General features: G+C 38.2%; 22 protein-coding genes and 1 tRNA gene. 22 read left to right on the top strand and 1 reads right to left on the bottom strand.

Annotated features, from left to right (window positions below; translation table 11 throughout):
• Nucleotides 1–69: 69 nt before the first annotated feature.
• The 5 genes from cysS (at nt 70) to CFY84_RS03415 (ending at nt 5741) form a co-directional block, all read left to right on the top strand.
• Complete coding sequence (gene cysS, locus CFY84_RS03435; RefSeq protein WP_088822792.1) at nt 70–1500, top strand: cysteine--tRNA ligase; 1431 nt, start codon at nt 70–72, stop codon at nt 1498–1500.
• 44 nt (nt 1501–1544) lie between these two features.
• Nucleotides 1545–1620 (top strand) — tRNA-Gly (locus CFY84_RS03430).
• A 151-nt stretch (nt 1621–1771) separates the two neighbouring features.
• Nucleotides 1772–2317, top strand: a complete 546-nt coding sequence (locus CFY84_RS03425; RefSeq protein ID WP_088822791.1) for a hypothetical protein — start codon at nt 1772–1774, stop codon at nt 2315–2317.
• A 165-nt stretch (nt 2318–2482) separates the two neighbouring features.
• Nucleotides 2483–4051, top strand: a complete 1569-nt coding sequence (locus CFY84_RS03420) for an alkaline phosphatase (protein WP_213062817.1) — start codon at nt 2483–2485, stop codon at nt 4049–4051.
• Nucleotides 4052–4418: 367 nt separating this feature from the next.
• Nucleotides 4419–5741: a hypothetical protein gene (locus CFY84_RS03415; RefSeq protein WP_088822789.1), complete on the top strand. Its 1323-nt coding sequence runs from the start codon at nt 4419–4421 to the stop codon at nt 5739–5741.
• A 62-nt stretch (nt 5742–5803) separates the two neighbouring features.
• Here the strand turns inward: CFY84_RS03415 and CFY84_RS03410 are convergent, their stop codons facing one another.
• Nucleotides 5804–7012, bottom strand: coding sequence for a hypothetical protein (locus CFY84_RS03410; RefSeq protein ID WP_143218753.1), 1209 nt, complete (start codon nt 7010–7012; stop codon nt 5804–5806).
• Nucleotides 7013–7478: 466 nt separating this feature from the next.
• Between CFY84_RS03410 and CFY84_RS03405 the strand changes: the two genes are divergently transcribed.
• The 17 genes from CFY84_RS03405 to CFY84_RS03325 all read left to right on the top strand — a co-directional run bounded on the left by CFY84_RS03405 (nt 7479) and on the right by CFY84_RS03325 (nt 24562).
• Nucleotides 7479–7787, top strand: a complete 309-nt coding sequence (locus CFY84_RS03405) for a Rieske (2Fe-2S) protein (protein WP_088822787.1) — start codon at nt 7479–7481, stop codon at nt 7785–7787.
• A 9-nt stretch (nt 7788–7796) separates the two neighbouring features.
• Nucleotides 7797–8096 (top strand): recombinase-like helix-turn-helix domain-containing protein, encoded by a 300-nt coding sequence (locus CFY84_RS03400; protein ID WP_088822786.1) that lies wholly within the window; start codon nt 7797–7799, stop codon nt 8094–8096.
• Between the two features lie 27 nt (nt 8097–8123).
• Complete coding sequence (locus tag CFY84_RS03395; protein ID WP_088822785.1) at nt 8124–9194, top strand: aromatic ring-hydroxylating oxygenase subunit alpha; 1071 nt, start codon at nt 8124–8126, stop codon at nt 9192–9194.
• On the top strand, nt 9187–9954 hold the full coding sequence (locus CFY84_RS03390) for an SDR family oxidoreductase (protein WP_088822784.1): 768 nt from the start codon (nt 9187–9189) through the stop codon (nt 9952–9954). Before CFY84_RS03395 ends, CFY84_RS03390 begins: the two co-directional genes overlap by 8 nt.
• Before the next feature lie 15 nt (nt 9955–9969).
• Nucleotides 9970–10911, top strand: coding sequence for a VOC family protein (locus CFY84_RS03385; RefSeq protein WP_088822783.1), 942 nt, complete (start codon nt 9970–9972; stop codon nt 10909–10911).
• A 5-nt stretch (nt 10912–10916) separates the two neighbouring features.
• Complete coding sequence (locus tag CFY84_RS03380; protein ID WP_088822782.1) at nt 10917–12128, top strand: NAD(P)/FAD-dependent oxidoreductase; 1212 nt, start codon at nt 10917–10919, stop codon at nt 12126–12128.
• Between the two features lie 32 nt (nt 12129–12160).
• Nucleotides 12161–13408 carry an MFS transporter gene (locus CFY84_RS03375; protein ID WP_088822781.1) on the top strand — a complete coding sequence of 416 codons (1248 nt, stop codon included), beginning with the start codon at nt 12161–12163 and terminating at the stop codon, nt 13406–13408.
• 21 nt (nt 13409–13429) lie between these two features.
• The gene (locus CFY84_RS03370) at nt 13430–13957 is read left to right on the top strand and encodes a cupin domain-containing protein (protein WP_088822780.1); all 528 of its coding nucleotides are present in this window, start codon (nt 13430–13432) and stop codon (nt 13955–13957) included.
• A 73-nt stretch (nt 13958–14030) separates the two neighbouring features.
• Nucleotides 14031–14876 (top strand): alpha/beta fold hydrolase, encoded by an 846-nt coding sequence (locus CFY84_RS03365; RefSeq protein ID WP_171289025.1) that lies wholly within the window; start codon nt 14031–14033, stop codon nt 14874–14876.
• A gap of 9 nt (nt 14877–14885) precedes the next feature.
• Complete coding sequence (locus CFY84_RS03360) at nt 14886–15680, top strand: SDR family oxidoreductase (protein ID WP_088822778.1); 795 nt, start codon at nt 14886–14888, stop codon at nt 15678–15680.
• A gap of 15 nt (nt 15681–15695) precedes the next feature.
• Nucleotides 15696–16490 carry an aspartate dehydrogenase gene (locus CFY84_RS03355; RefSeq protein ID WP_088822777.1) on the top strand — a complete coding sequence of 265 codons (795 nt, stop codon included), beginning with the start codon at nt 15696–15698 and terminating at the stop codon, nt 16488–16490.
• Nucleotides 16491–16502: 12 nt separating this feature from the next.
• Entirely contained in the window at nt 16503–17975 is a 1473-nt protein-coding gene (locus tag CFY84_RS03350; RefSeq protein WP_088822776.1) for an aldehyde dehydrogenase, read from the top strand.
• Between the two features lie 27 nt (nt 17976–18002).
• The gene (locus tag CFY84_RS03345) at nt 18003–19643 is read left to right on the top strand and encodes a thiamine pyrophosphate-binding protein (protein ID WP_088822775.1); all 1641 of its coding nucleotides are present in this window, start codon (nt 18003–18005) and stop codon (nt 19641–19643) included.
• Nucleotides 19644–19730: 87 nt separating this feature from the next.
• Nucleotides 19731–20534 (top strand): IclR family transcriptional regulator, encoded by an 804-nt coding sequence (locus CFY84_RS03340; protein ID WP_088822774.1) that lies wholly within the window; start codon nt 19731–19733, stop codon nt 20532–20534.
• Between the two features lie 378 nt (nt 20535–20912).
• Nucleotides 20913–22262 carry a DcaP family trimeric outer membrane transporter gene (locus CFY84_RS03335; RefSeq protein ID WP_088822773.1) on the top strand — a complete coding sequence of 450 codons (1350 nt, stop codon included), beginning with the start codon at nt 20913–20915 and terminating at the stop codon, nt 22260–22262.
• A gap of 60 nt (nt 22263–22322) precedes the next feature.
• A complete protein-coding gene (locus CFY84_RS03330) occupies nt 22323–23000 on the top strand; it encodes a response regulator transcription factor (protein ID WP_088822772.1) in 678 nt (225 codons plus the stop codon).
• 194 nt (nt 23001–23194) lie between these two features.
• Nucleotides 23195–24562, top strand: coding sequence for a DcaP family trimeric outer membrane transporter (locus CFY84_RS03325; protein ID WP_171289024.1), 1368 nt, complete (start codon nt 23195–23197; stop codon nt 24560–24562).
• Nucleotides 24563–24580 lie beyond the last annotated feature (18 nt).

Below are 24580 nucleotides of genomic sequence, written 5' to 3'. Positions count from 1 at the left end.
GTCTTTTTGAAAAATAGTGGATCAGTTATGATGAATGATCTTCCTATTTAAGTCATTTAAAATCTAAATATGCAACCACAATCATTTGTCTTATATAACACAGAGCAACGAAAAAAAGTTGAATTTGTTCCATTAAAAGAAGGCCATATCGATTTATATGTATGTGGCATGACAGTGTATGATTACTGTCATATTGGACATGCTCGCACTGTGGTTGCATTTGACTATATTGTACGCTTTTTACGTAGCCAAGGTTGGAATGTTAAATATGTACGAAATATCACAGATATAGATGACAAAATTATAGAGCGTGCACACCAAAATGGTGAAACAATTGGTGAACTCACTGAACGTTTTATTGTTGCGTTAAATGAAGACTTTCAAAAGCTTGGTTGTGCTGAGCCAGATGAGTCGCCAAAAGCAACAGATTATATTGATGAAATGAAAACTATGATTGGGCAGCTTGTAGACAATCGTGCTGCCTATCCTGCAGCCAATGGTGATGTCTATTTTGAAGTCAATCAATTTAAAAAGTATGGTCGTTTATCCGGTCGAAAATTAGAAGACATGCAGGCAGGTGCCAGTGAGCGTGTTGATGTGGATGTCGAGAAAAAACATCCTTTCGATTTTGTATTATGGAAACGAGCTAAACCAAACGAACCATTTTGGTCTTCACCATGGGGCAATGGTCGTCCAGGTTGGCATATTGAATGTTCTGCAATGTCGACTTGCTGCTTAGCGAATCATTTTGATATTCATGGCGGTGGCGGGGATTTACCTTTTCCTCATCATGAAAATGAAATTGCGCAAAGCGAAGCTGCAACAGGTGAACAATATGTTAACTATTGGATGCATGCAGGTTTTGTTAATATTGATGGTGAAAAAATGTCGAAGTCACTCGATAATTTCTTTACCATCCGTGAAGTAATGGAAAAATTCCACCCTGAAGTTATTCGGTATTTTATTACAGCATCGCATTATCGTAGCCCAATTAATTTTTCGGATGCTGCATTAAAAGAAGCAAAAACAGCACTCACTCGTTTTTATAACTCATTAAATACATATGAGCAGGCATTCGGCCCGCTTGATTCAAATATAATGGGTGATGAAGCAAGTATTGAACGTTTTAACCAAGCAATGCGAGATGATTTTAATACACCTGAAGCTTTGGCGGTATTATTTGAAATCTCACATGATTTAAATCGCGCGGTAAAAGATAATGCAGCAGAAGATGCAGCACGTTATGCCAATACCTTAGCGCATTTATTAAAAGTATTGGGCTTATTTCAACATGGGATTGACGACTTTTTAAAGTCATCCATCGGGCAAACTCAGCTGAATATATCAGATGCCGAAATTGAGCAGTTGATCGCAGATCGTGTTGCAGCAAAAAAAGCCAAAGATTTTGCCAAGTCAGATCAAATTCGAGATGCGTTATTGGCACAAGGTATTGTCCTTGAAGATACACGACAAGGCACAGTTTGGCGCCGTGCAGATTAAATAGCTTGACAAGTCTAAATAATTCACTATAATTCCCAACCTATGCGGAAATAGCTCAGTTGGTAGAGCATAACCTTGCCAAGGTTGGGGTCGGGAGTTCGAGTCTCCTTTTCCGCTCCAAATTCAAAAAAGCCCTAATTTAATTAGGGCTTTTTTATTGCAATACATTTGACTTGGTTAAATGCATTTTAAAGCGTGCATACTTATCCTATTTAAAACGCTATTTCATGCTATTATATGAAGGATATTGCGCTAACGTGGTTCGGGTTCAATGTCATTAAATATAAAATACTTACCTAATTATCATTATAAAGAAATCCACCTTCTAAAAGTTGTTGGTACTGCAGAAGAAATAATGTCTGCAATTTTAAATTATCAAACTGAAGATGATTTTTTCTTTCGATGGGCGATTGCCCTAAGAGAAATTCCTGCTCGGCTATTTTCTAGTACTGATCAACTGATCTCTCAACCACCTTTTAGTTTCAATAACTTTACTTTACTTGAGCAAACCAGTCATGAAGTTGCATTCGGGTTAGTTGGGCAGTTTTGGAAAAAGGATTATGGACAAATACCGATTTCAGATGCAGAGTCATTTTTAGCATTTAAAGCACCTGATAATGCAAAATTAGTGTTATATTTTAAACTTGATCAAGACCACAAAGACTTTTATGTTACGACGGAAACTCGGATTTTATGCTTAAGCTCAAAGTCATTAGCTAAGTTCAGACCTTATTGGTATCTCATTCGCCCGATCAGTGGCATTATTCGTTATCGACTACTTCGTCAAATTCAAAAAAACGTATATAAATCAAAATAAATAGCCAATAAGAATAAGCTGAAATTGTTTTTATTTTTTATTATTAGAATAAATAATCTTTTGATTTAAAATGATTTATTTTTTTAAAGATGATTTTGTCATACAAATTAAATAATATTTTAATATAAAGTAAAGATTACGCTTCTATTTGATATTGATACAATGATGACTAAATTAAAATTTTCGGCGCTTTTTTTATCAATTGCTTTGACAGGTTGTGGTACACATCACTATCTGAATCATTCAGCATCTACAGCAAAACCTTTACCACAGCCAAAAAATGTCATCATCCTCATTAATGATGGTGCAGGGCCAGGGACTTGGCAAGCAACTGCCGATTGGCAATATGGCGGTATTCAAAAAGCGCCTTATGCAAAATTTCCTGCTAAATATGCCATGTCAACTTATCCATTGAATGCATCAAAAGAGCCAACCAATAATTCGATCTCTGCGATTAATTACGATCCTCAGCAAGCATGGGATGTAACACCAACCAATAATTCAAAACTGCCTTTTAAAGGCTATGAATATTTATCTAAAACGCCAACAGACAGTGCTGCAGCAGGCACGGCTTTGGCATCAGGGACCAAAACCTATAATAATGCAATCAATTATAATAACTATGGTCAGCCGATTGAATTTATCACTTTAGTGGCTAAAGCGGCAGGTAAATCAACAGGTGTGATTACTACAGTTCCGTTTTCTCATGCCACACCTGCAGCATTTGGTGCACAAAATATTTCAAGAAATAATTACCATGCAATTGGTCATCAAATGTTATCGCAAGGTCATTTAGATTTAATTATGGGCACAGGGGCACCTGGTTTTAATATCAATGGTACACCTTGTGAAAAAATTGTTGCTGATGAGTCGAAAACTGGCTGCGATAGTAAATCACAATATACTTATATTTCAGAGCAAGACTGGAGTAATTTACAAACAGGTCGTTTAACGCCTAAAAATAGCCAATATGGTTGGAATGTGATTCGTAGCAAAAGTGACTTTAACGCTTTAGCCAATGGTAGCAAGAGCTATACAGGTCCTGTCTTTGCATCACCAGAAATTGCTAATACATTACAACAAGCACGCCAAGTTGAAATTGTAGGTAAAGACAAATCTACGCCGTCAGGTGATGCTTATGTGAAAACAGTACCAACATTAAGTGTGATGACTAAAGGTGCAATTAATCACTTGAGCAAAAATAAAGAAGGATTCTTCTTGATGGTCGAAGGTGGTGCAACAGATTGGTCAGCGCATACCAGCGCATGTAACTCACAATGGAGTTATGGCAAGTGTACAGGCGAACCTGAATATGGTCGCTTAGTTGAAGAAACACAAGATTTTAATAATGCTGTCCAGTCTGTCATTGATTGGGTAGAAAAGAACAGTAATTGGAATGATACATTAGTCATTGTGACTACAGATCATGACAATGGTATGCCAATGGGCAAAGATGCAAATACGATTCCATTTGCAGCAATTGAAAATAAAGGCAAAGGAAAAATGCCAAACTTCACCTTTAGACCAACAGGTGATCATTCAAATGCATTAGTACCACTTTGGGCTAAAGGTGCAGGTTCTGAATTGTTTGCTCAACGTATTCATGGTAAAGATGCAAACTTTGCTAAATACACTAAGTTAAACGATGGTAATTACATTGATAACACAGATGTATTTAATGTTGTAAAAGCGGCGATTCAAGGCACACCAATCAAGCCTTATCAAGCACAATAAAATTGCTAGAGGTGTAAACAAGCGAGTGAAGTGATTCACTCGTTTTTTTATTTCACATTGAATATTTTAAGACTAAGGATAATAACGACGGCAATGAACACTTGCACCAATAACAATAAAATCAAAGTTTAGACCGATTTGCTTAACATCTTGAATAGCAGAAACAAGCACATGATGCCCTTGAGCTATCTATATTGCCAATAAACCCACTCATCTTAAAGTGTGACCATTAATTGACTCGTCAATTAAAATATACTTCATCGGCTTTAGTTCTATAATATTAAATTTATATATTTTATATGATAAGAATTCATTAAATCATGTCTTTTTTATACTATGAATAACAACACTGAAAATAGGAAAGTGAATGAATAATAAATATTTAAACATGATGTTGGCCATTGGACTAGCGATTCCTGTGGCTACGTTGACACATGCAGCAGAAATACCCGTCAATAATAATAAAGCAGGGGGCAGTGAAATGAGAATGCAAAATGCAGTGTTTTATGATCAGAAAATTGCTTCTGTCACTGCAATTACTGAAGTATTTGGTGATGGTCAAAAATTAACGGCTGTTGCGATTGAATATCGTCAACCTATTAAAAATGATACATTGAAGGTCAGTGATTTTGTGGTAGCCAATCGCAATATCACCCGTGTATATGCAAATAATACAGCAGCGCAAGCTAAAACCGGTCAAAATGGTCATTATGTGATTTTAGAATTAAATACAAATGATACCAATGCGGCAACATATAATTCAAAAGGCCCAGCGTTAAGCCCTGCATCCGTGATTATTAGCCAAAGCAATGCCATTCAAGCGGCATCAGGGCAAAGCATTACAGCATCAGATCAGCCAATTACCAACAGTTTGCAACGTAATTTAATTGTAGATGATTTTCAGCAATTTAAATTTAAAGACCCAAAAACAGGTATTGTGTTAAATTATAACTTATATATTCCAAAACAAGACAGCCAAAAAAAACAGCCTTTGGTTCTATTTATGCATGATTTGGGTGTTACAGGGCCGAATCCATATGCCACGCTCACACAAGGCAAAGGGGCGGTTGCATGGGCATCTCCTGATGCACAAAAAAAACATGCCTCATTTGTGCTTGCACCACAATATCCTGCAGCACTAGCCAATGACAATAACCAAACCTCAATCTATGCAGACATTACAGTTCGTTTAATTGAAGATTTGCAAAAGCGTTATCCAATTGACAGCAAACGTTTATATACCACAGGTCAATCCGGTGGTTGTATGACCAGTATTGACTTAAACATTCGTTATCCAAAATTATTTGCCGCTTCATTTTTGGTCGCAGGGCAATGGGACGCATTAAAAACCACACCAATGGCAGATCATAAACTTTGGATTTTAGTATCACAAGATGATGATAAAGCCTATCCAGGAATGGATGCCATTACATCAAACTTAATACAGCATGGCGCAAAAGTGACTCGAGGCGAATTAGATGGTACAGCATCATCTGAGCAATTAAGCCTTGATGCTTTGAAAATTCAGCAGCAATCCCCGAACAGCAATATTTATTACACCACATTTAAAAAAAGGTCTGTAATTCCAGCTGGCGTCAGTGCAGCAGGTGGTCAAGGGCACAAAAACACATGGCGTATTGCATATAATATCAATAGTATTCAAGATTGGATTTTTCAGCAGCATCAATAAATCGATTTATGAATCCAAGTCAATGGTTATGAGCTTGGATTCATTTAACTTCAGCACGGTATTTAGAAATAATATCCAATGTTGATGTTGGTACGGTATACCCAATCGTTGCTTAACTGCGATGTTGTACTGGTATAGCCTGTACTGTTGTATTTGCCCCCAAGGCTTGGAATGTTTTTACCATAAGTTAAGTCAACCCAAACAATAAATGGCAGCGCATTAAATTGCACACCAAAGGTATTCATTTGTGAATCACTCCATTCCTTTTTATCTTTCACCATGATGCTGTAATCATCATAGATTGAAATTGAGGTGAGGTATGGAATTGAAGTTTTGCTAACAGGAATTTTATAAGACAAGCTTGCATTGTATACCGTTGCTTTTGATGCAATCAGGTAGGCAGGATTAAATCCATTTGCTTGAAATAATACGCTATCAGAACTGACACCAGTTGGATTTTTAGGGTCGTAGTCATAATGTATAATGGATGTCTGCAACTTCCATTGGTTATAATTGTTGATGCTATGTACTGCAAAAGCTGAGTATTTGCCATCATCATCAGTGATTGAATTATGCAACTGTGCAAATGATGCAGATGCACCAAACTCTTGTTTACCATACGGGAGTGTAAATTTTCTTGCTAAACGGAAATTAACTTGATTTCGTTTAGAGTTAGCTTGTTTGCTTTGCGTAGCAGCAATGGTGTTTGCAAGCTTTTGATAGTCGCCAAGCTCAGGCGAAAATCGTAAATTTTCAGTCATCATGGTTGGGAAAAAGCCCGCATGAAAATCATAATCTTGGTTAAAGTAATGCCAATCAATCCCAGGTGCAACAGAGTCACCATAACCTAGAAAGAACGGAATTTGGAAAGACCACGCATTCTGTGGGTAAGGGTATATTGCAAAAGGTTTGTAAACATAACCTGCGGTCAGGGTGTTTTCTGAATTCAGTTTAGCACCGATGAATGCATGTTCTATGGCACGGCGATCGTCTTGCAATACATAGTTTCCGTCAAAGAAAAACTGCTTGTATTCGGCTTTGACATCGATACGTGCTAAGTCAAATAAAAATTTGCCATTGTTGTCAGAATCCCAATGTTCATCGCGATAGTTTGTTCGTACAGTTCCATTGACTTTGAACTTAAAATCTTGTTCGGGATTTTCTTTGGAAATCACAGGATCACTGTTAACGATATTTCCATTGGCAAAAGCCGTTGTACTGAGACCACAACCGAGCAGCATAAAAACGAATTGGTGATTTTTAAATCTCATACACTTGTTCCCTTAGGTGAATTGAGTTTAGTTCTTGCGGCCTACTTTCAATTTGCACTGCAAATGATTTACGAGTTATATCTAATTTTTACGATCAAAAGTCAAACAAAAAATGAACAAAAATAAAATAAATATTTAGTTACAAATTTAGATTGAGTGATTCTGCTCTGATAGGGTGCAGAAATATTGCATGTGTTTCGCTGAAAAGTTCGAAGAAATCAGATAAATTAATTCTAAAAATTCATAAATAACATAAATATTTGATTTTTATAATTATTGAATTTAAAAAGAATGTGAAAAATGTTCTTTTTTGGCACATTTGTCACTCATTTGGTGCGGATTGGTGCATTTAAATAAAACCCCTTACCTCAATTGACACAACCACAGAATAAGCATATTTTCTTCTAAGATAAGTTTTATATATGAAAATATGTTTTACATACAAAACATTTTGTGGAGAGTTTAAATGGTTTGGACATCAGTATGTAAAGTTGCAGACGTCGACGAAGATCTACCGAAAGCTGTTGAAGTGAACGGAAAGAAAATTGGTGTTTTTTCGATTGACTCAGCTATTTATGCCATCGAAAACGTCTGCCCACATGCATATGCACTTTTGACAGAAGGTTTTATTGAAGGCGATACCGTTGAGTGTCCTTTACATGAAGCCATATTTAACATCACAACAGGTGAGCTTGAAGACGGTCCCGGTTGTAGAAACCTATCGATCTATCAATCACGTATTCAAAACGACATGATTGAACTGAATGTTGACTAGGAGAGAACCATGAATGATTTCAATCAGAAGCTAGCATTTTGGCAAGCTGCATCTCCGTCAAAAGAAGCAGGTATTAATAACATCCAAATTCCAGGAAAAATCGATCATATCATCTGGCAAACTCGTTATAAAACGCCAACAGCATATGAGCTTGATTTAGTAAATGCATTGATCTCTGCATTTTCGAAAGGAATTACGGATCTTGAACCATTGGTTGCTTCTTTAAACGAGCAAGGTTTAAGACAAGAATCAGGTGAAGTGTGGACATCGGCAAGCTTTCAAACTGAAATGCAACGCCTCGGATATTAAACAAGAAATTATTGTTGGGAAAATATAATGCGTATACCACTATATGAGATGAATAATAACGATTATTTGAGCCTTGGCTTACGTAACCAATGGCACCCAGTTCTAGCATCTTGGGAAGTTGCAAATAATCCAGTTGGCATCACACGACTTGGCGAAAACATTGTTGTATGGCGTGATCAAAATAATGAACTTCATGCATTAGAAGATCGCTGTCCACACCGCGGTGCGCGTTTATCGTTAGGTTGGAACTTAGGCGACCGTGTTGCATGTTGGTATCACGGTGTTGAAGTCAATGCTGAAGGAAAAGCAGTTGATGTTCCTGCAGTTGATAGCTGTCCATTAAAAGGCGCTGATTGTGTAAAAACATATTCAATCATTGAAAAACATGGTGCGGTATTTATTTGGTTCGGTATCGATCAATCGGTTGAACCAGATCCTTTATCTTTCCCAGACCAATTGGACTCAGAAGAGTGGAGTTCATTCTTGTGTATGGCAGATTGGAAAGTTAACCATCGTTATGCCATTGATAATGTCATGGATCCGATGCACGGAACTTATCTACACTGCACATCGCATTCGATGGCTGAAGGTGAGAAAAGTGCTGAAATGAAGCACACACCAACGAAGACAGGTTTTGTGTTTGAAAAAGATGGCCAAAAAGGCGTGAACTTTGACTGGGTTGAATATGGTCAAACAGGTACATCATGGCTTCGTTTATCAATTCCATACAAAAAAGATTTTGGTCCAGGCGGTGAGTTTTGGATTGTAGGTTTTGCAACACCAATTGATGAAGAAAATACTCGTGTGTTCTTCTGGCGCTGCCGTAAAGTGTCGGGTTGGCAGAAAAATGTATGGCGTTTCCTCTATCGTAACCATTTAGAAGGCTTACATTGGGACGTGTTAGAGCAAGATCGTATCATCTTAGAAAACATGGCGCCAAATGCGCGTGATGGTGAGTTCTTGTATCAACATGATGTGGGTCTATCAAGACTGCGCCGTATGATGAAAAAAGAAGCTGACAAGCAATTGAAGCAAATTGTTGAACTTAATAATAGCCAAGAAAAAACACTGGCTGATGGAGTACCTGTGAATGGCTAATTTAGCAACCCTACAAGATAAAAAGTTTATTGTCACAGGCGCAGCAAGAGGCCTTGGTTTAGCGTTTACACAAGCAATTGCAGAGCTTGGCGCACATGTTGTTATGGCAGACATTTTATCGACATTGGTAGCTGAAGAAGCACAGAAACTCAAAGCGCAAGGCTTGAAAGTTGATGCATTTACAGTTGATCTTGCATCAGGCGATTCAATTGAACAATGCATGGCTGATGCAATTGCTGTATTGGGCGGACTTGATGGTTTGGTCAACTGTGCAGCACTTGCAACAGGCGTTGGTGGTAAAGGCTTATCTGACTATGATCCTGATCTTTGGGATCGTGTCATGCAAATCAATGTGAAAGGCACATGGTTAATGTCAAAAGCTGCTGTGCCTCACTTGAAAAGTACATCAAATAGCGGTCGTATCGTGAACATTGCATCTGATACAGCATTATGGGGTGCACCTAACCTTATGGCATATGTTGCAAGTAAAGGTGCGATCATTGCAATGACACGTTCAATGTCTCGTGAATTGGGTGAATTTGGAATTTGTGTAAACACAGTGAGTCCAGGTTTAACCTTAGTTGAAGCAACAGAATATGTTCCTCAACACAGACATGACCTTTATGTGAACGGTCGCTCAATCAACCGCCCACAAATGCCAGACGATGTTACAGGCACAGTGGTTTATTTACTGTCTGATCTTTCATCCTTTGTAACAGGACAAAACATTCCTGTGAATGGTGGATTTATCTTTAACTAATATAGGTGTACGCACATGATTACAGGTATTGAAGGATTGAAGTTTGGTGTTGAAGATCGCGATCTATCACACAAATTTATTGATAACTTTGGGTTAAAGCAGGTTGACACGCATTCTGATGAAGTTGATGTATTTTCAACTCAAGATGGCAGCCGAATTTATGTATATGACAAAGACAATGAACAATTGCCACCTGCAATTGAAAGTGGTTCAACATTACGTGAAGTCATGTGGGGTGTTGAAACTGATGCACATTTAGCTGAGCTAAAAGTACGTCTTAAAGATGTTGATGGTTTTAGTGAAACTGCTGAATCTGTGTCATGTACAGATCCAAATGGTTTAAGAATTACATTTGCTAAAAGTTATGTTCAACCTGTTGAAGGTCTAACATCATTTGGTATGAACCAATATGGCAAAGTTGATCGTGTCAATGAGGCGAGCCCTGTTTACCAACAAGCTGAACCTGTTCGCATTGGTCATGTTGTATTGTTCACACCGAACTTAGATGAAGTTCAAGCGTTTTATACTGAAAAGTTAGGCTTTTACTTGTCTGATGCATACAACGGCCGCGGTGCATTCATGCGTTGTAAAGAAGAAGGCTTTCATCATGACTTATTCTTGTTGAAATTGCCACACAAGCCAAACCCAGGGTTAAACCATGTCGCATTTGTGGTGCGCGATATTCATGAAGTGATCGGTGGTGGGATTAACATGAACCGCAAATCATGGTCATCATTTATTGGTCCTGGTCGTCACCCAATTTCGTCTGCGTACTTTTGGTATGTCAATTCACCACTTGGCGGTGCATTTGAATATTATACCAATGAAGATTACTTAACGAAAGATTGGCAGCCGCGTCACGTTGATTATGCAGTTGAATTATTCACTGAATGGGCAGTTGACGGTGGTGTTGATCCAACGACAAGAAGACAAATTACTCAAATGATACCGGGATAAGCATTGTGGAAAAGATAGTCATTATAGGAGCAGGACAAGCTTCAGCTTGGGCAGCTCATACGCTTAGAAAGAATAACTTTGAAGGAACAATTAGTATTGTTTCGGATGAAAATCATATTTTTTATGAGCGTCCACCTTTGTCAAAACAAGTCCTTTTAGGTGAAATGACGACTGAGCAACTCAGCTTTTTTCCAGAAGATGTTATCGAAAGCTTGGATATCACATGGTATAAGCCAGAGACTGCAGTCAGTATTGACCGTGCGGCACAAACAGTTGAACTGAGCTCAGGCAAAAGCTTGCCATATGATAAATTATTAATCGCAACAGGCAGTCGCTCTAGATTGCCTGTGAAAGCCTGGGCGGACATGAAAAATGTCCTTACCCTAAGAACAGCAGCTGATGCAGAAAAACTGAGCGAATCTTTATCAAGCGTGAAAAAAGCCATCATTATTGGTGCAGGCTGGATTGGTTTAGAAGTCGCTGCAACAGCACGCAAAAAAGAGATTGATGTCAGCATTTATGAGCGTGGGCCACGTGTGTGTACTCGTAGCTTAGGTGCTGAGGTATCTCAATACATCCAACAATTTCATGAAGATAACGGTGTTACATTCCACTTTAGTTTTGGGGATTATACCTTAGAGCCACAAGCTGATGGCCGTGTTGCAATTTGTCAAAATAATGAAGTTGTTGATATAGCAGATCTTGTTGTGGTTGCGATCGGTGCAGAAATTGCTAAAGAACTCGCAGACCATGCAGGGTTAACAACCAAAGATGGAATTGTGGTTGATCAACAAGGACGTACGTCTGATGCAAATATCTATGCCGCAGGCGATGTTGCAATTCATCCAGTACTTGGCTTTTGTATCCAATCTTGGGCAAATGCGCAAAACCAAGCAATTTGCGCAGCAAAAGCAATGCTAGGTACAGATGACACGTATCAAGACGTTCCTTGGATCTGGTCTGATCAATATAACTTTAACATTCAGATTCTAGGGACACTTGCAAATCACCAAGACCTTGAGCTGATTGTCAGAGATTATGGCGATGGAAAAATCAGTTACTTGTATCTTGATCAAGATGCCAAACTCGTTCATGCCGTCGCTGTGAATGATAGCAAATTGATCAAAATGGCTAAGCGTTGGATGAAAGCTGAACTTTCATTAGACAAAACGCTTTTAAAGGATACAAGTATCGATGTAATCAAAATAAAGGCATAAAACAGTTCAGGCGATCTCAAGGAGATAACAGTATGGATTCAAGTGAAAAAGGGCTAAAGCATTGGTCAATCGCCATTGTTTTAATGATCTGTGTTGTTCTTGCGTTCATTGATAAAATTAGTATTACCGTTTTATTTAAAGATATTGATTTTTTAGTGGATTTAGGCATTGGGCAAGATAAAGCCAAGCTCGGTCTACTGATGACCAGCTTTCTCCTCGCATATGGTTTTTCATCGGTATTTTTAAGTTTTATCGGTGACATGTTTAGCCCGAAAAAGTTGCTGATTGGTAGTATCACAGCATGGGGCGTCATCATGTTATGTATGTCCGTAACGCACAACTTTTGGGTATTAATCTTCTTTAGAGTACTGCTCGGTATTGCTGAAGGCCCATTGTTTGCATTGGCTTATACCATTGTGAAACAGACCTATACTGCAAAAGAACAAGCACGTGCTTCAACCATGTTTTTATTGGGAACACCAATTGGCGCATCGCTTGGATTTCCAATCACAGCCTATGTCTTAGCACATTATGATTGGCATGCAACGTTTGTTGTAATGGCATCACTGACATTAATCGTATTGTTGATCGTGATCTTTGGAATGAAAAATATCACGCTGAAACAACCTGAAGCATCTGATGTCAAAGTATCTGGATTAACGCGCCATAAAGACAACATTAAATTGTTGCTACAAAACAAAAAGTTTTGGTTAGTGTGTGTGTTTAACATTGCCATCATGAGTTATTTATGGGGATTAAACAGCTGGGTACCAAGCTATCTCATGGAAAACAAAGGCTTTGATCTAAAACAGTTTGGTATGTTGGCATCGCTTCCATTCATTGCCATGCTTGTGGGTGAGATTCTTGGTGCATTTTATTCAGATCGTTCAGGTAATCGTGCAGGACAAGTGTTTGCTGGATTGATGTTTGCTGGATTCACGATGTACTTGATGGTGCTTGTACACAATCCAATCGCTGTCATTTTCATGATGTCATTAAGCGCATTTTCTTGGGGCGTGAGCGTTTCTGCAATCTTTGCATTACTGTCTAGCATTACTGATAAAAGTGTGAGTGCAACAGCAGGTGGAATCTTTAATGGTTTAGGTAACTTTGCCAGCGCGATTGTACCACTTGCAATTGGTTTTATTGTTCAAGCGACAGGAAACTTTAATAGCGGAATCATCACCATTTCTTTGATTGCTATTATTGGTTCATTGGTCATTATCCCTTTGTTATTCAAGCCGAAAGCTAAAGCAGTTCATGCAAAAAGCTACTATTAAAAATTTTTTTGGAGAACAGACATGAGTGAACAACAATTTGAATCTTGGAAAATTCCAGAGTCTGCAACGTTAGCTGAGTATATTGATAGCCGCGTAGCACGTTTCTCAACACGTAAATATGACTTTGATGCATTAAAATTCCAAGCAGATTACGACCCAAAATACCGTCGTGCGCAAATGCGTTACATGGGTACAGGTGCAACAGGTGTTTCTAACGATTCAAATACCGTTACTGCTGAAAACTTTACATTTTCAACGATGGTACTGCCTGCACAATGTGAAGGCCCGCTGCATATGCATCACGATGTAGAAGAAGTGTTCTTTATGCTTCGAGGCTGTATTGATTTATTCATCGATCATAATGGCGAGAAATATTCAACACGTTTAAATGAGCGTGACTTGATTTCAATCCCACCTGGAATTCACCGTGGTTTGTTTAACCCAGGTCAAGAAGATGCATTAATGTGTGTGATGCTAGGAACAGGTAAGCCAACCATTCCTACATACCCTGAAGATCATCCTTTATCAAAAGTTAAAAGAAATAAATAAGTACATGATACCGATCGCTTATGCGATCGGTATTAAAGCCCAAGTATGCTTGACGTAAGAATAGGTGAAGACATTGATCATAGGTTCTGAAAAATTGACATATCAAGCGCTATGTGACGCTTATGAAGTCAAAACTGTTGAAAAAAATGGTCAGACATGGGCTTATCGTGAAAGCGGTGAAGGGCCAGCAATTGTCTTATTACATGGCATTAGCTCAGGTTCTGCTTCTTGGATTAATCAACTTGAAGCATTAGAAAAATCGTATCGTGTGATCGCATGGGATGCACCAGGATATGGTCAGTCTTCAGTGTTTGCAACAGATAAGCCAAATGCTGCAGATTATGCAGATGCATTGCACCAATTGTGTGAAATGTTAGATGTTAAAAATCCTTTAATTATTGGCCACTCATTGGGGTGTATGGCAGCCGCTGCATATTATTCAAAATATGAACAAAGCAGCCGAGGATTAATTCTTGTTGATCCTGCACAAGGTTATGCCAATTTTGATGAAGCAAAGAAAGAAGAAGTTTATCAAAAGCGACCTCAGCTCTTAGCGCGTTTAGGCTACAAAGAAATGGCGAAGCAGCGAGGGTTGAAACTATTTTCGCAGCATACTGCTGAAAATATTTGGTTAGTTGAATATGTGATGTCTCAATTGACACAGCATGGCTTTACCCATGCATCATATTTATTAGCCTATGATTCAATTGAACATTATTTAAATACCTCAATGAAAAATGTCTTTTTTATATACGGCGAGCAAGATGGTATTACATTGCCTGCAGATATAAAACGATTAGCCAGTACATATCAATTTATACATGTGTATGGCATTGATCATGCAGGGCATATTAGCTATTTAGACCAGCCAAGCGTATTTAATAATTTATTAAAAGACATTGAGATGTTAATAAACTAAGGATTGATTATGAGTTTTCAAATAAGTGGAAAAGTGGCAGTTGTCACAGGCGGATCATCAGGTATTGGTCTTGCAACAGTAAAAGTATTATTAAGCGAAGGTGCATCTGTTGCATGGTGTGGTCGTAGCCAAAATAAGCTAACGGATTCAATCAATGAAATTCGTGAATTATTCCCAGAAGGTAAATTTTTCACAGCATGTTGTGATGTACTAAATAAAGCTGAAGTTGAAGCATTTGCAAGCAATGTATATGAGCAATTTGGACAAGTTGACTTCTTGATCAATAACGCAGGACAAGGTCGTGTTTCTAGCTTTCATGAAACTAAAGACCAAGATTGGATTGATGAAATTCAATTAAAATATTTTAGTGTATTAAACCCAGTAAAAGCATTTATTCCATACTTAGAAAAATCAGATGTTGGATCAATTACCAACGTCAACTCTTTATTGGCAATCCAGCCAGAAGAACACATGATTGCAACATCTGCTGCACGTGCTGCGTTATTGAACTTAACACATTCTCTTTCAAGAGAGTTTTTACACCAAAATGTACGTGTAAATTCAATTCTATTGGGTATGGTTGAATCAGATCAATGGCGTCGCCGTTTCAAAGAGCGTGATGATCAATCAGTGACATGGGAAGAATGGACGAAAAAAATCGCACAAAAACGCGGTATTCCATTACAACGTTTAGGTAAGCCTGAAGAGCCTGCACATGCATTGGTATTTTTAGCGTCGCCACTTGCATCATATACAACAGGTTCTGTAATTGATGTATCTGGTGGGTTTAATCGTCATATTTAAGCGGTGAGTTAAAAGATGAAACAATTAATGATGATTGGGTATGGTGCAATGGCGCAAGAAATTGTCAAGCACTTGCCACAAGATCTATCTTTAACTTGGGTTGTTGTACCAGAAGACAGTGTCAGTAAAACACAAACTGAAGTTGCATCGACAGTTAAGGTCATTTCAAGTATTGATGCATGTGATGGTCAGCCTGATTTTGTCGTTGAAGCTGCAGGGCAAAGCGCAGTGATTGAACATGCAGAACAGATTCTAAGCCGAGGCTGGAAACTAGGTTTAATTTCAGTCGGTGCTTTAGCAAGCGATGAATTGTATCAGCGCTTATCTCAGGCAGTCCAAGCACATGACAGTAAGTTGTATCTGTTATCAGGTGCAATTGCAGGCATTGATGGTTTAGCCGCAGCAAAATTAAGTGGTGAATTAACCAACGTGACTTATCAAGCAGTGAAAAGCCCAAAAAGTTGGCTTGGTAGCCCAGCTGAACAAGTCCTTGATTTAAACAATGTTCAAGAAACAACAGTGTTTTTTAAAGGTACAGCACGTGAAGCGGCATCAACATATAAAGCCAATTCAAATGTTGCTGCAACAATTGCCCTTGCAGGCTTAGGTCTTGATGAGACCATGGTTGAGTTGGTTGTAGACCCAAACATCGCGTCAAATCAACATATTGTGTTAGTTGAAGGCAGCTTTGGACAGTTCAAAATTGAAATGAATGGAAAGCCATTACAAAGCAACCCAAAAACATCTGCTTTAGCTGCGTTGAGTGTTGTTAGAGCATGTCATAACTACATGAACAACATTGAAATTTAAGGATAGACCGTCATGACAAAAGTTCTCGATTTATACCTTGCTGGTGAATGGAAGCAAGGGCAAGGTAATCCTTCAGAAAGTCGCTTTCCAGCAGATGGAAGTTTGAATGCTGTATTTTCAACAGCAACTGAAGCAGATGTGAATGAAGCTGTTGAAAAAGCAGAAAAAGCATGGCGTGATCCAAGTTGGAGAAACAGCTTACCGCTTGAGCGTGCTAAAGTGCTATACAAAGTGGCTGAGATTATCGAAGCCAATGCCAAAGAGCTGTCTGCATTACAAACCAAAGACAATGGTAAGCCACTTGCAGAAACATTTGGTTTAGTCATGAGCGCTGCAGGTACTGCACGTTATATGGCAGCAGCATGTGAAACATTTGACCAAAATTTACCGAGTCAACGCGCATCTGACATTTTAACCATGAGCGTGTATGAGCCAATTGGTGTGATTGCTGCAATTACACCGTGGAACTCGCCAATTGCAAGTGAAATTCAAAAGCTTGCACCTGCGATTGCAGCAGGTAATGCCGTAATTTTAAAACCGGCTGAAGCAACTTCATTAATCGCTTTAGAAATTGCAAAAATCTTTGAACAAGCAGGATTACCAAAAGGTTTATTGAGTGTTTTACCAGGTAAAGGCTCAGTCATTGGTAATGCATTGGTTTCACATCCGTTAGTGAAAAAGATTTCATTTACAGGTGGTACATCAACAGGTCGTCGTTTGGCGCATGTTGCAGCAGAAAAACTCATCACGACATCACTTGAACTTGGTGGTAAATCACCAACGATTGTGTTTGAAGATGCAGATTTAGACATTGCAAGTCATGGTGTAGCATATGGTATTTTCAGCTCAGCTGGACAAGCATGTATTGCAGGCGCACGCTTATTTGTACATCAAAATGTATATGATGAATTTTTAGAAAAACTAGTGACCTTAACCCGTGGACTACGTGTTGGTCATCCAGAAACACCAGATACCCATATTGGGCCATTAATCAGCGAATCACATTTAAAATCAGTTGATGATTATGTGCAATTGGCGGTAAAAGAAGGCGGTCAAGTGGTTGTTGGTGGTCAACGTTTAACAGGCGGTGTTTATGATCAAGGTACATATTATGCACCTACCATCATTACTGGCTTGAAAAATACAGCAACAGTTTGTCAAGAAGAAATCTTTGGCCCTGTATTGGTTGTGATTCCGTTTGAGGATGAAGCGACATTACTTGAAGAAGCCAATGACAGTTTCTATGGCTTGGCAGCAGGAATTTGGACTGAAAACTACCGTAAAGCGCTTCAAGTCGCACGTCAGTTAGAAGTTGGAACAGTTTGGGTCAATACGTACAAGAAATTTTCAGTTTCTGCACCGTTTGGCGGCGGAAAGGAAAGTGGTATTGGGCGTGAAAAGGGTCGTGAAGGAATGCTTGCATATATGCAACAGAAAAGCATTTACTTAAGCTTAAGCGATCAACCAAACCCTTGGGCCAACTAAATTTATATTGAATAAAGGAATAATGAAATGACTGACAAAATTAATGTGGGTGAAGTGATCACACGTGTGCTTGAAGAGCATGGTGTAAGCAATGTATATGGCGTAATTTCAATTCATAACTTGCCAATTGCAGATGCAATTGGTCGTCGTGATAAAATTCGTTTTGTTGCAGCACGTGGCGAAGCGGGCAGTGTTACCATGGCAGATGCTGATGGTCGCTTTAGTGGTTTGGGTGTTGCATTAACAAGTACAGGTGCAGGCGCTGGTAATGCGGTTGGCTCACTGATTGAAGCCATGAATGCAGGCAGTCCAGTATTACATTTAACCGGTAATGTTGAAAAAGCATATTTAGACAGTGATGCAAGCTTTATTCATGAAACCAAAGATCAGTTAACCTTTTTAAAAGCATCAAGCAAAGCAGCTTATCGCATTTCAAATCCTGATCATGCAGCAGGTATTATTAAAGAAGCGATTCGTGTTGCAACAACAATTCCAATGGGTCCTGTAAGCGTTGAGATTCCAATTGATATTCAAGCTACTTCAATTGATTTTCCAGTAAGCTTAGCGCCAATACAACCATTACAACTTCCAGATGTATCTGATGTTGAAGTTGATTATTTAGTTGAGCAAATTAAAAAAGCAGAACGTCCAATCGTTTGGATTGGTGGTGGTACATTAGAAGCTGCAGATGAAGTAACACAGTTAGCAGATTTAGGTCTTCCAATTGTGTCATCAACACATGCTCGTGGTGTACTTGCAGATGATCATCCAAGAAGCTTAGGTGCATTTCATAATTCAGCAAGTGTTGAACAACTTATCGAAAACAGCGACCTAGCTATTGTGATTGGTTCAAGACTTAGAAGTAATGAAACAAAAACTTATAGCGTGAAGTTTCCTGAGCAATTGATTCAAGTTGATGCGAGCCCAATGGCACAGCAACGTAATTACAAAGTAAAAACGTTTATTTGTGCTGAAGCAAAAACCTTGCTTCAAAAAGTGCTTGCAAAATTACAAGGCGTAAATAAAGCAACAGCTGAATATGACCAAGCAATTATTGCAGCAAAAAATGCCGCAGTTGACGCATTACGTAAGCAAGTTGATCAGTATGCATTGATCTGTGATGCTGTACGTGAAGCATTACCTGCTGATGGCATTTTTGTTCGTGATATTACGATGTCAGGTTCAACATGGGGCAGCCGTTTACTTCCAATGCAATTGCCAAAGAAAAATATTCACTCGTTAGCAGGTGCAATTGGTCTAGGTTTAGCACATGGTATTGGTTCATCGATTGCTAATCCTGACAAAAAAGTAGTGACAATTGTTGGTGATGGTGGCTTAATGCTAGGCATTGGTGAAATTGCAACCATGGCACAAGAAAATACAGACATGGTGTTAATCATCATGAATGATAATGGCTATGGCGTAATGAAAGGCATTCAAAACAATTACTTTGGCGGTCGTCAGTATTTTAATGAATTGCATACACCAAGTTATAAAGAGCTTGGCGATTCAATGCGCATTAAAAGCGGCTTAGCGTCAACGGTTGAAGAATTCCGTGCATTAATTTTAGAATATGTTGCTTTTGATGGACCAGCGATTATTGAAGTGGGTATGGATAAAATTGGTCCATTAAACTTTGCAGGTCCACCACAGAAAAAACTTTACTAAGAGAAATGAAGAGTCAAGTTTGTAAGAACTTGACTCTTTTAATCACTTTCAATCTCGATATAATATTTATTTCAGGTAGAGAATGAGATGACAATACCACTTGCGAATGATGATTTAGAGTCCGCCTCCGAAAGCAAATATTTAGTAAATAGTTTGTTAAATGGATTGGCTGTTTTAGAGTGCTTTTCAAAAGAAGAAAGTGTATTGACCATCAGTCAAATCGCTGAAAAGCTTGAGGTGAATCGTTCAAGCGCCTTTCGCTTGATCTATACATTAGAAAGCGCAGGTTACATTCGTAAATTACCGAATAAAACCTATACTTTAAACTCTAAAGTCATGAAACTTGGGTTTAATGTACTTAGTAATCAAGACATTATTGAATTGTCTCGTCCAATCTTACGTAATTTGCGTGATCAAACAGCAGCAGCATGTAATTTAGCTGTTTTAGAAGATACAGAGTTGGTTTATATCAATCATATTGATGCCATTGGTCCATTCACGTCTACTGTAAAAATTGGTACTCGTTGGCCAGCACATGCCACAGTCATGGGGCAATTGTTACTCAGTGCACTGCCAGTTGAAGAAGTAAAAAGACGTTATAAACATTTTAAAGAGTGGAAACAGTATTCTGAACTGACACCTTATCATTTACCTAGTTTGTTAAACCGACTAGATTATGTCCGAACTCAAAAAATTATGATGAGTTGGGGGCATTTTTTAAAAGGTGTAGCTGTTTGTACTGCACCAATTTATCGTCAACGTGATGGCAAAATGGTTGCTGTAATTTCAATCAGTTGCCCAATGAATACATTTAGTAAAGTATATTTTGAAGATTTCATTCAAAATATTGTCATGAATGCAGCAGAAGAATTATCAAGCGTTGTGTTTTAAAAAAGAATATATATAGACAGCTTAAACGCCATCCAATATGACAACAATAATGACCCTTTATATTGATGATCGATCACTTCAAAAAGAGATGTTTATAGACTAAAGTTTTCTTTGTTATGAAAATAGCATTGATTCATAGACATAAAATGGATTGAAGTTAAAATTATTTGCTACTTCCTCATCATATTGCCCTGAAAGTAAACAATAGGGGTATTCAATGTTACGCTTCTTTGTCATAATCCGCATCAAACGTCAAAAAACATGTCGTTATTAAAAGTTCATTTCAAATGACTGAATATCACAGTGTGCAAGATAGCGTGTATATGTGTAAAAGTCAGCTTGGTGTGTTTGCTTTATTGTCAGTGGAAAATTGTGATAATGTTTAAATTATCTGTGTTAACAACGCTTTTATGTGTATGCAGCCTAAGCTATGCAGATACAATAGAAGAACAACAACAAATTAATGAATTAGAACAGCAAGTATCTAAGCTCAAAGATGCTGTTGAAGAGCTCATGGATAAGCAAAAAGATCTTAAACAAGCACATGTGTTAAAGAATTCGCCAGATATAACGGCAGAAGCACCGATTCAAGCAACCACAAGACCCGGTTGGATTACCAACCCATTTACCCAAACACAAATTAAGTTTTATGGTAGTTTTCGGATTCATACCACTTATGACACGGCAGGCAGTAGTGCAGGCACAACAGACGTATTTAATCCAACCAATCGTGTTCCATTAAACTCATCCAATCCAACCAAAGGTTCGCTAAATGTGACTGCTGCGACCACTGTGTTGGGGGTAGAGCTGATTCAGCCAACAATTTATGGTGACTTACTTGCCAATTTTGAAGGTGACTTCATGAGTAATAATGCCATGCGAGTCAATGGCAGTGGAGCATTTCGAGTTCGCCATGCCTATGTTGAATGGGGAAATTGGCTTGTGGGTCAAACCAACTCACCATTTATTAGTAATGAAACAACACCTGCAACAGTGGATGCTTTAGGACCTATGGGGTCAAGTGGTAGTCGTGTGGTACAAGCACGTTATACAAAAGCAATAAGTGAAAATCAAAATATTGCTGTTGCATTAGAAGGTGGTGATGTTGATAGCTTTGCAGGCGTGAGGCAAACCAATGGCGGTGGTCGATTACCAGGATTTGCTGCTAAATATGACTATGCATTTCCCAACCAAAAAGGTCGGTTACAGTTATATGGTTTAGTGCATGAGAATCGTGTGTCTACCAATAATAATGATGATGTCGAAAAATGGGGTTGGGGCTTTGGTATCGGTACACGATTTAATCTTACCCCTAAAGATACACTCTTTATTCAGCATTATCATATTAAGGGCGATAATCGCTATATTCTTTATGCCGGACCTAATCCTGCTTATGTGGTGGTGACCGATGCAGATGGAAAATACATGATTAACCGCAGTGAATATAATACCTTTTTAATGGGTTATGTTCATTTATGGACACCAAAATGGCGCAGTTCTTTGATTGGTGGCACTGTATGGTATCGTGATAGTACGCCTTATGCCAAAGCACTTGCGAGTAACTCTGCAAACAATAAACGAGTTTATAATATTGTGGGTAATAGCTTTTTTACCCCAGTACGAAATTTTGACTTAGGTATGGAATATACCTATGGACAACGTGAAACCTTTACCGGTGAAAAAGGCGATTATTCTCGTATTAACTTTTTGATGCGGTATAATTTTTAAGATTTTTTATAAATAGGCAAAGAAATTGCATGGTGAATATTTATTTACTGAATCATTGCGATGTCTTTTCAAAATTGGACTACGTTTGTCAATCAAATGACGCATGCTATACAGGGTGTTGTCTCTTTTGATGCATTCTTTGCTTATGATATATGTCATTTAGCATATTCAGATCATTATTATTCAAATTTAAATCCACATGCCATTGATGAATATTTATTAAATTATCAGCAATATGATCCGCTATGCTTTAAGCATCCACTGAGCCAATCTGCTCTGACAGAAGGCATGATGGTATTAAAACAGCATATCGTGCCTGAAAGTTATCAAGGCTTTATTGACCAGCACAAGATTCAAGACAATATTGAATTGTGGTTTCAAGATGATGCCGGTATGATAATTAAAGGCTTGAGTTTGGTTCGCTCATCTTCACAAAATCAATTCACTGAAAACGAAATTAAAATTATTAAGGGATATCACACGTTTGCTAAATATCACTTTGCAAGTCATTTAAGCGCATTACTTTCACCACAGCAACAACCGCAAATTTCTTCTCAGCTCACTAAAAAAGAACAACAAATTATGTCTTTAATGATGCAAGGGCAAAAAAATCAAAAAATTGCAGACGAAATGTTTATTAGCATTCATACGGTAAAAACTCATGTGCAGCATATTTTGCAAAAAATGCAGGTGGATAGCAGGCAAGAGCTGATGAGTAAGGTTCTGCACTATGGCTAATTGTTATGAATTAATCAATTTATGTTATTGATTTAATGAATTATAGCTATTTTCGTTCAATTAATTTGATTAGATTGTCATATAACTTTTAAAAACTGTGCCTATAATACATTTTCATCCATAAAATTGTAGATAAATTGATCAGATGTAAGATTTCATTTTATTTACGAATGAAATGTATTGTGAGGAATATTTTGTTTAAAGATAAATTATCTGTCTTGACATCATTGGTTGTCATGAGCGGCGCATCTTATGCAGAAACAGCCGAGGAGCGCGAAGTCAGACACTTAAATAAAGAAGTCTTATTATTACAAGATCAATTAACTGACTTATTGGCGAAGCAAAAAAAAATTAAAGAAGCACAGCCATCTTATGTTATTGCATCACAACCACCAGCAACAGTTGAAAGTGCACCAAGTATAGCCACATCGAAACCAGGTTGGATGACGCTTTCAGATGGCAAAACATCATTAAAACTCTATGGCAGTTTTCGTATTCATTCCACATATGACTTTAAAGGTGGCAATGCAGGAACCACTGACATTTATAATCCGACCAATAAAGCTCCTTTAAACCGAGAGCATGCAACCCGAGGCGCATTAAATGTTTCTGCTGCAACATCGGTGGTTGGTTTAGAAATACAACGCAAAACCGATTATGGGTTATTAAAAGGTGTCTTTGAAGGTGACTTCATGGGAAGCGCTACACGAACCAATGGCAATGGAGCATTTCGTATACGCCATGCATATGCATCATTGGGGTCTTGGTTAGTGGGTCAAACCACATCGCCTTTTATTAGTTATGAAACGACGCCAAGTACAGTGGATGCCAATGGACCGATTGGGTCAAACAGTAACCGTGCAGTACAAATTCGCTATACACGAGATTTAGCACCACATCATAAAGTATTGGTGGCACTTGAAGGCGGCAATGTTGATGGCTTTACAGGGGAGAAAAGCAGCAATATTATGCGTGGCGGTCGTATCCCTGCATTGACGGCCAAGTATGATTATACTTTGCCAAAAGATGCGGGGCATTTACAGTTTTTTGGCTTATTGCATGAAAACCGTGTGTCGAATAACAATCACGATGATAAAGAAACACTTGGTTGGGGGCTTGGGGTTGGAACGCGTATTAACCTCAGCAAAAAAGACACCCTATTTTTTGATTATTATCATGTTAAAGGCAGCAATAAATATATTTTATATGTGAGCCCGAACCCTGCTTATATTGTCACGCAAGATGCCAATGGTAACTTCCATATTCAAGACAGTAAATATGACAAGGTGTTGTTGGGTTATGTGCATGAATGGACGCCACGTTGGAAAACCTCATTAATTGCAGGTGCATTGTGGTATGAACATGATACGCCATATGCACACACTTTAGCCTCAGATACTCGAAGTAATAAAATGGCTTATAATGCAATTGGTAATATTTTCTTTACACCAGTGAAAAATTTTAATATGGGCATGGAGTACACTTATGGGCAGCGTAAAACCTTTAGTAATTTAAAAGGTGACTACTCTCGGGTGAATCTATCTTTGCGTTATAATTTCTAAAATAAGTTGAAAGAAACA

The sequence above is a fragment of the Acinetobacter apis genome, assembly GCF_900197575.1.
Classification (GTDB): Bacteria; Pseudomonadota; Gammaproteobacteria; order Pseudomonadales; family Moraxellaceae; genus Acinetobacter; species Acinetobacter apis.
The sequence above is the reverse complement of the archived record's forward strand: the minus strand, read 5'-3'. Positions and strand labels throughout refer to the sequence as shown.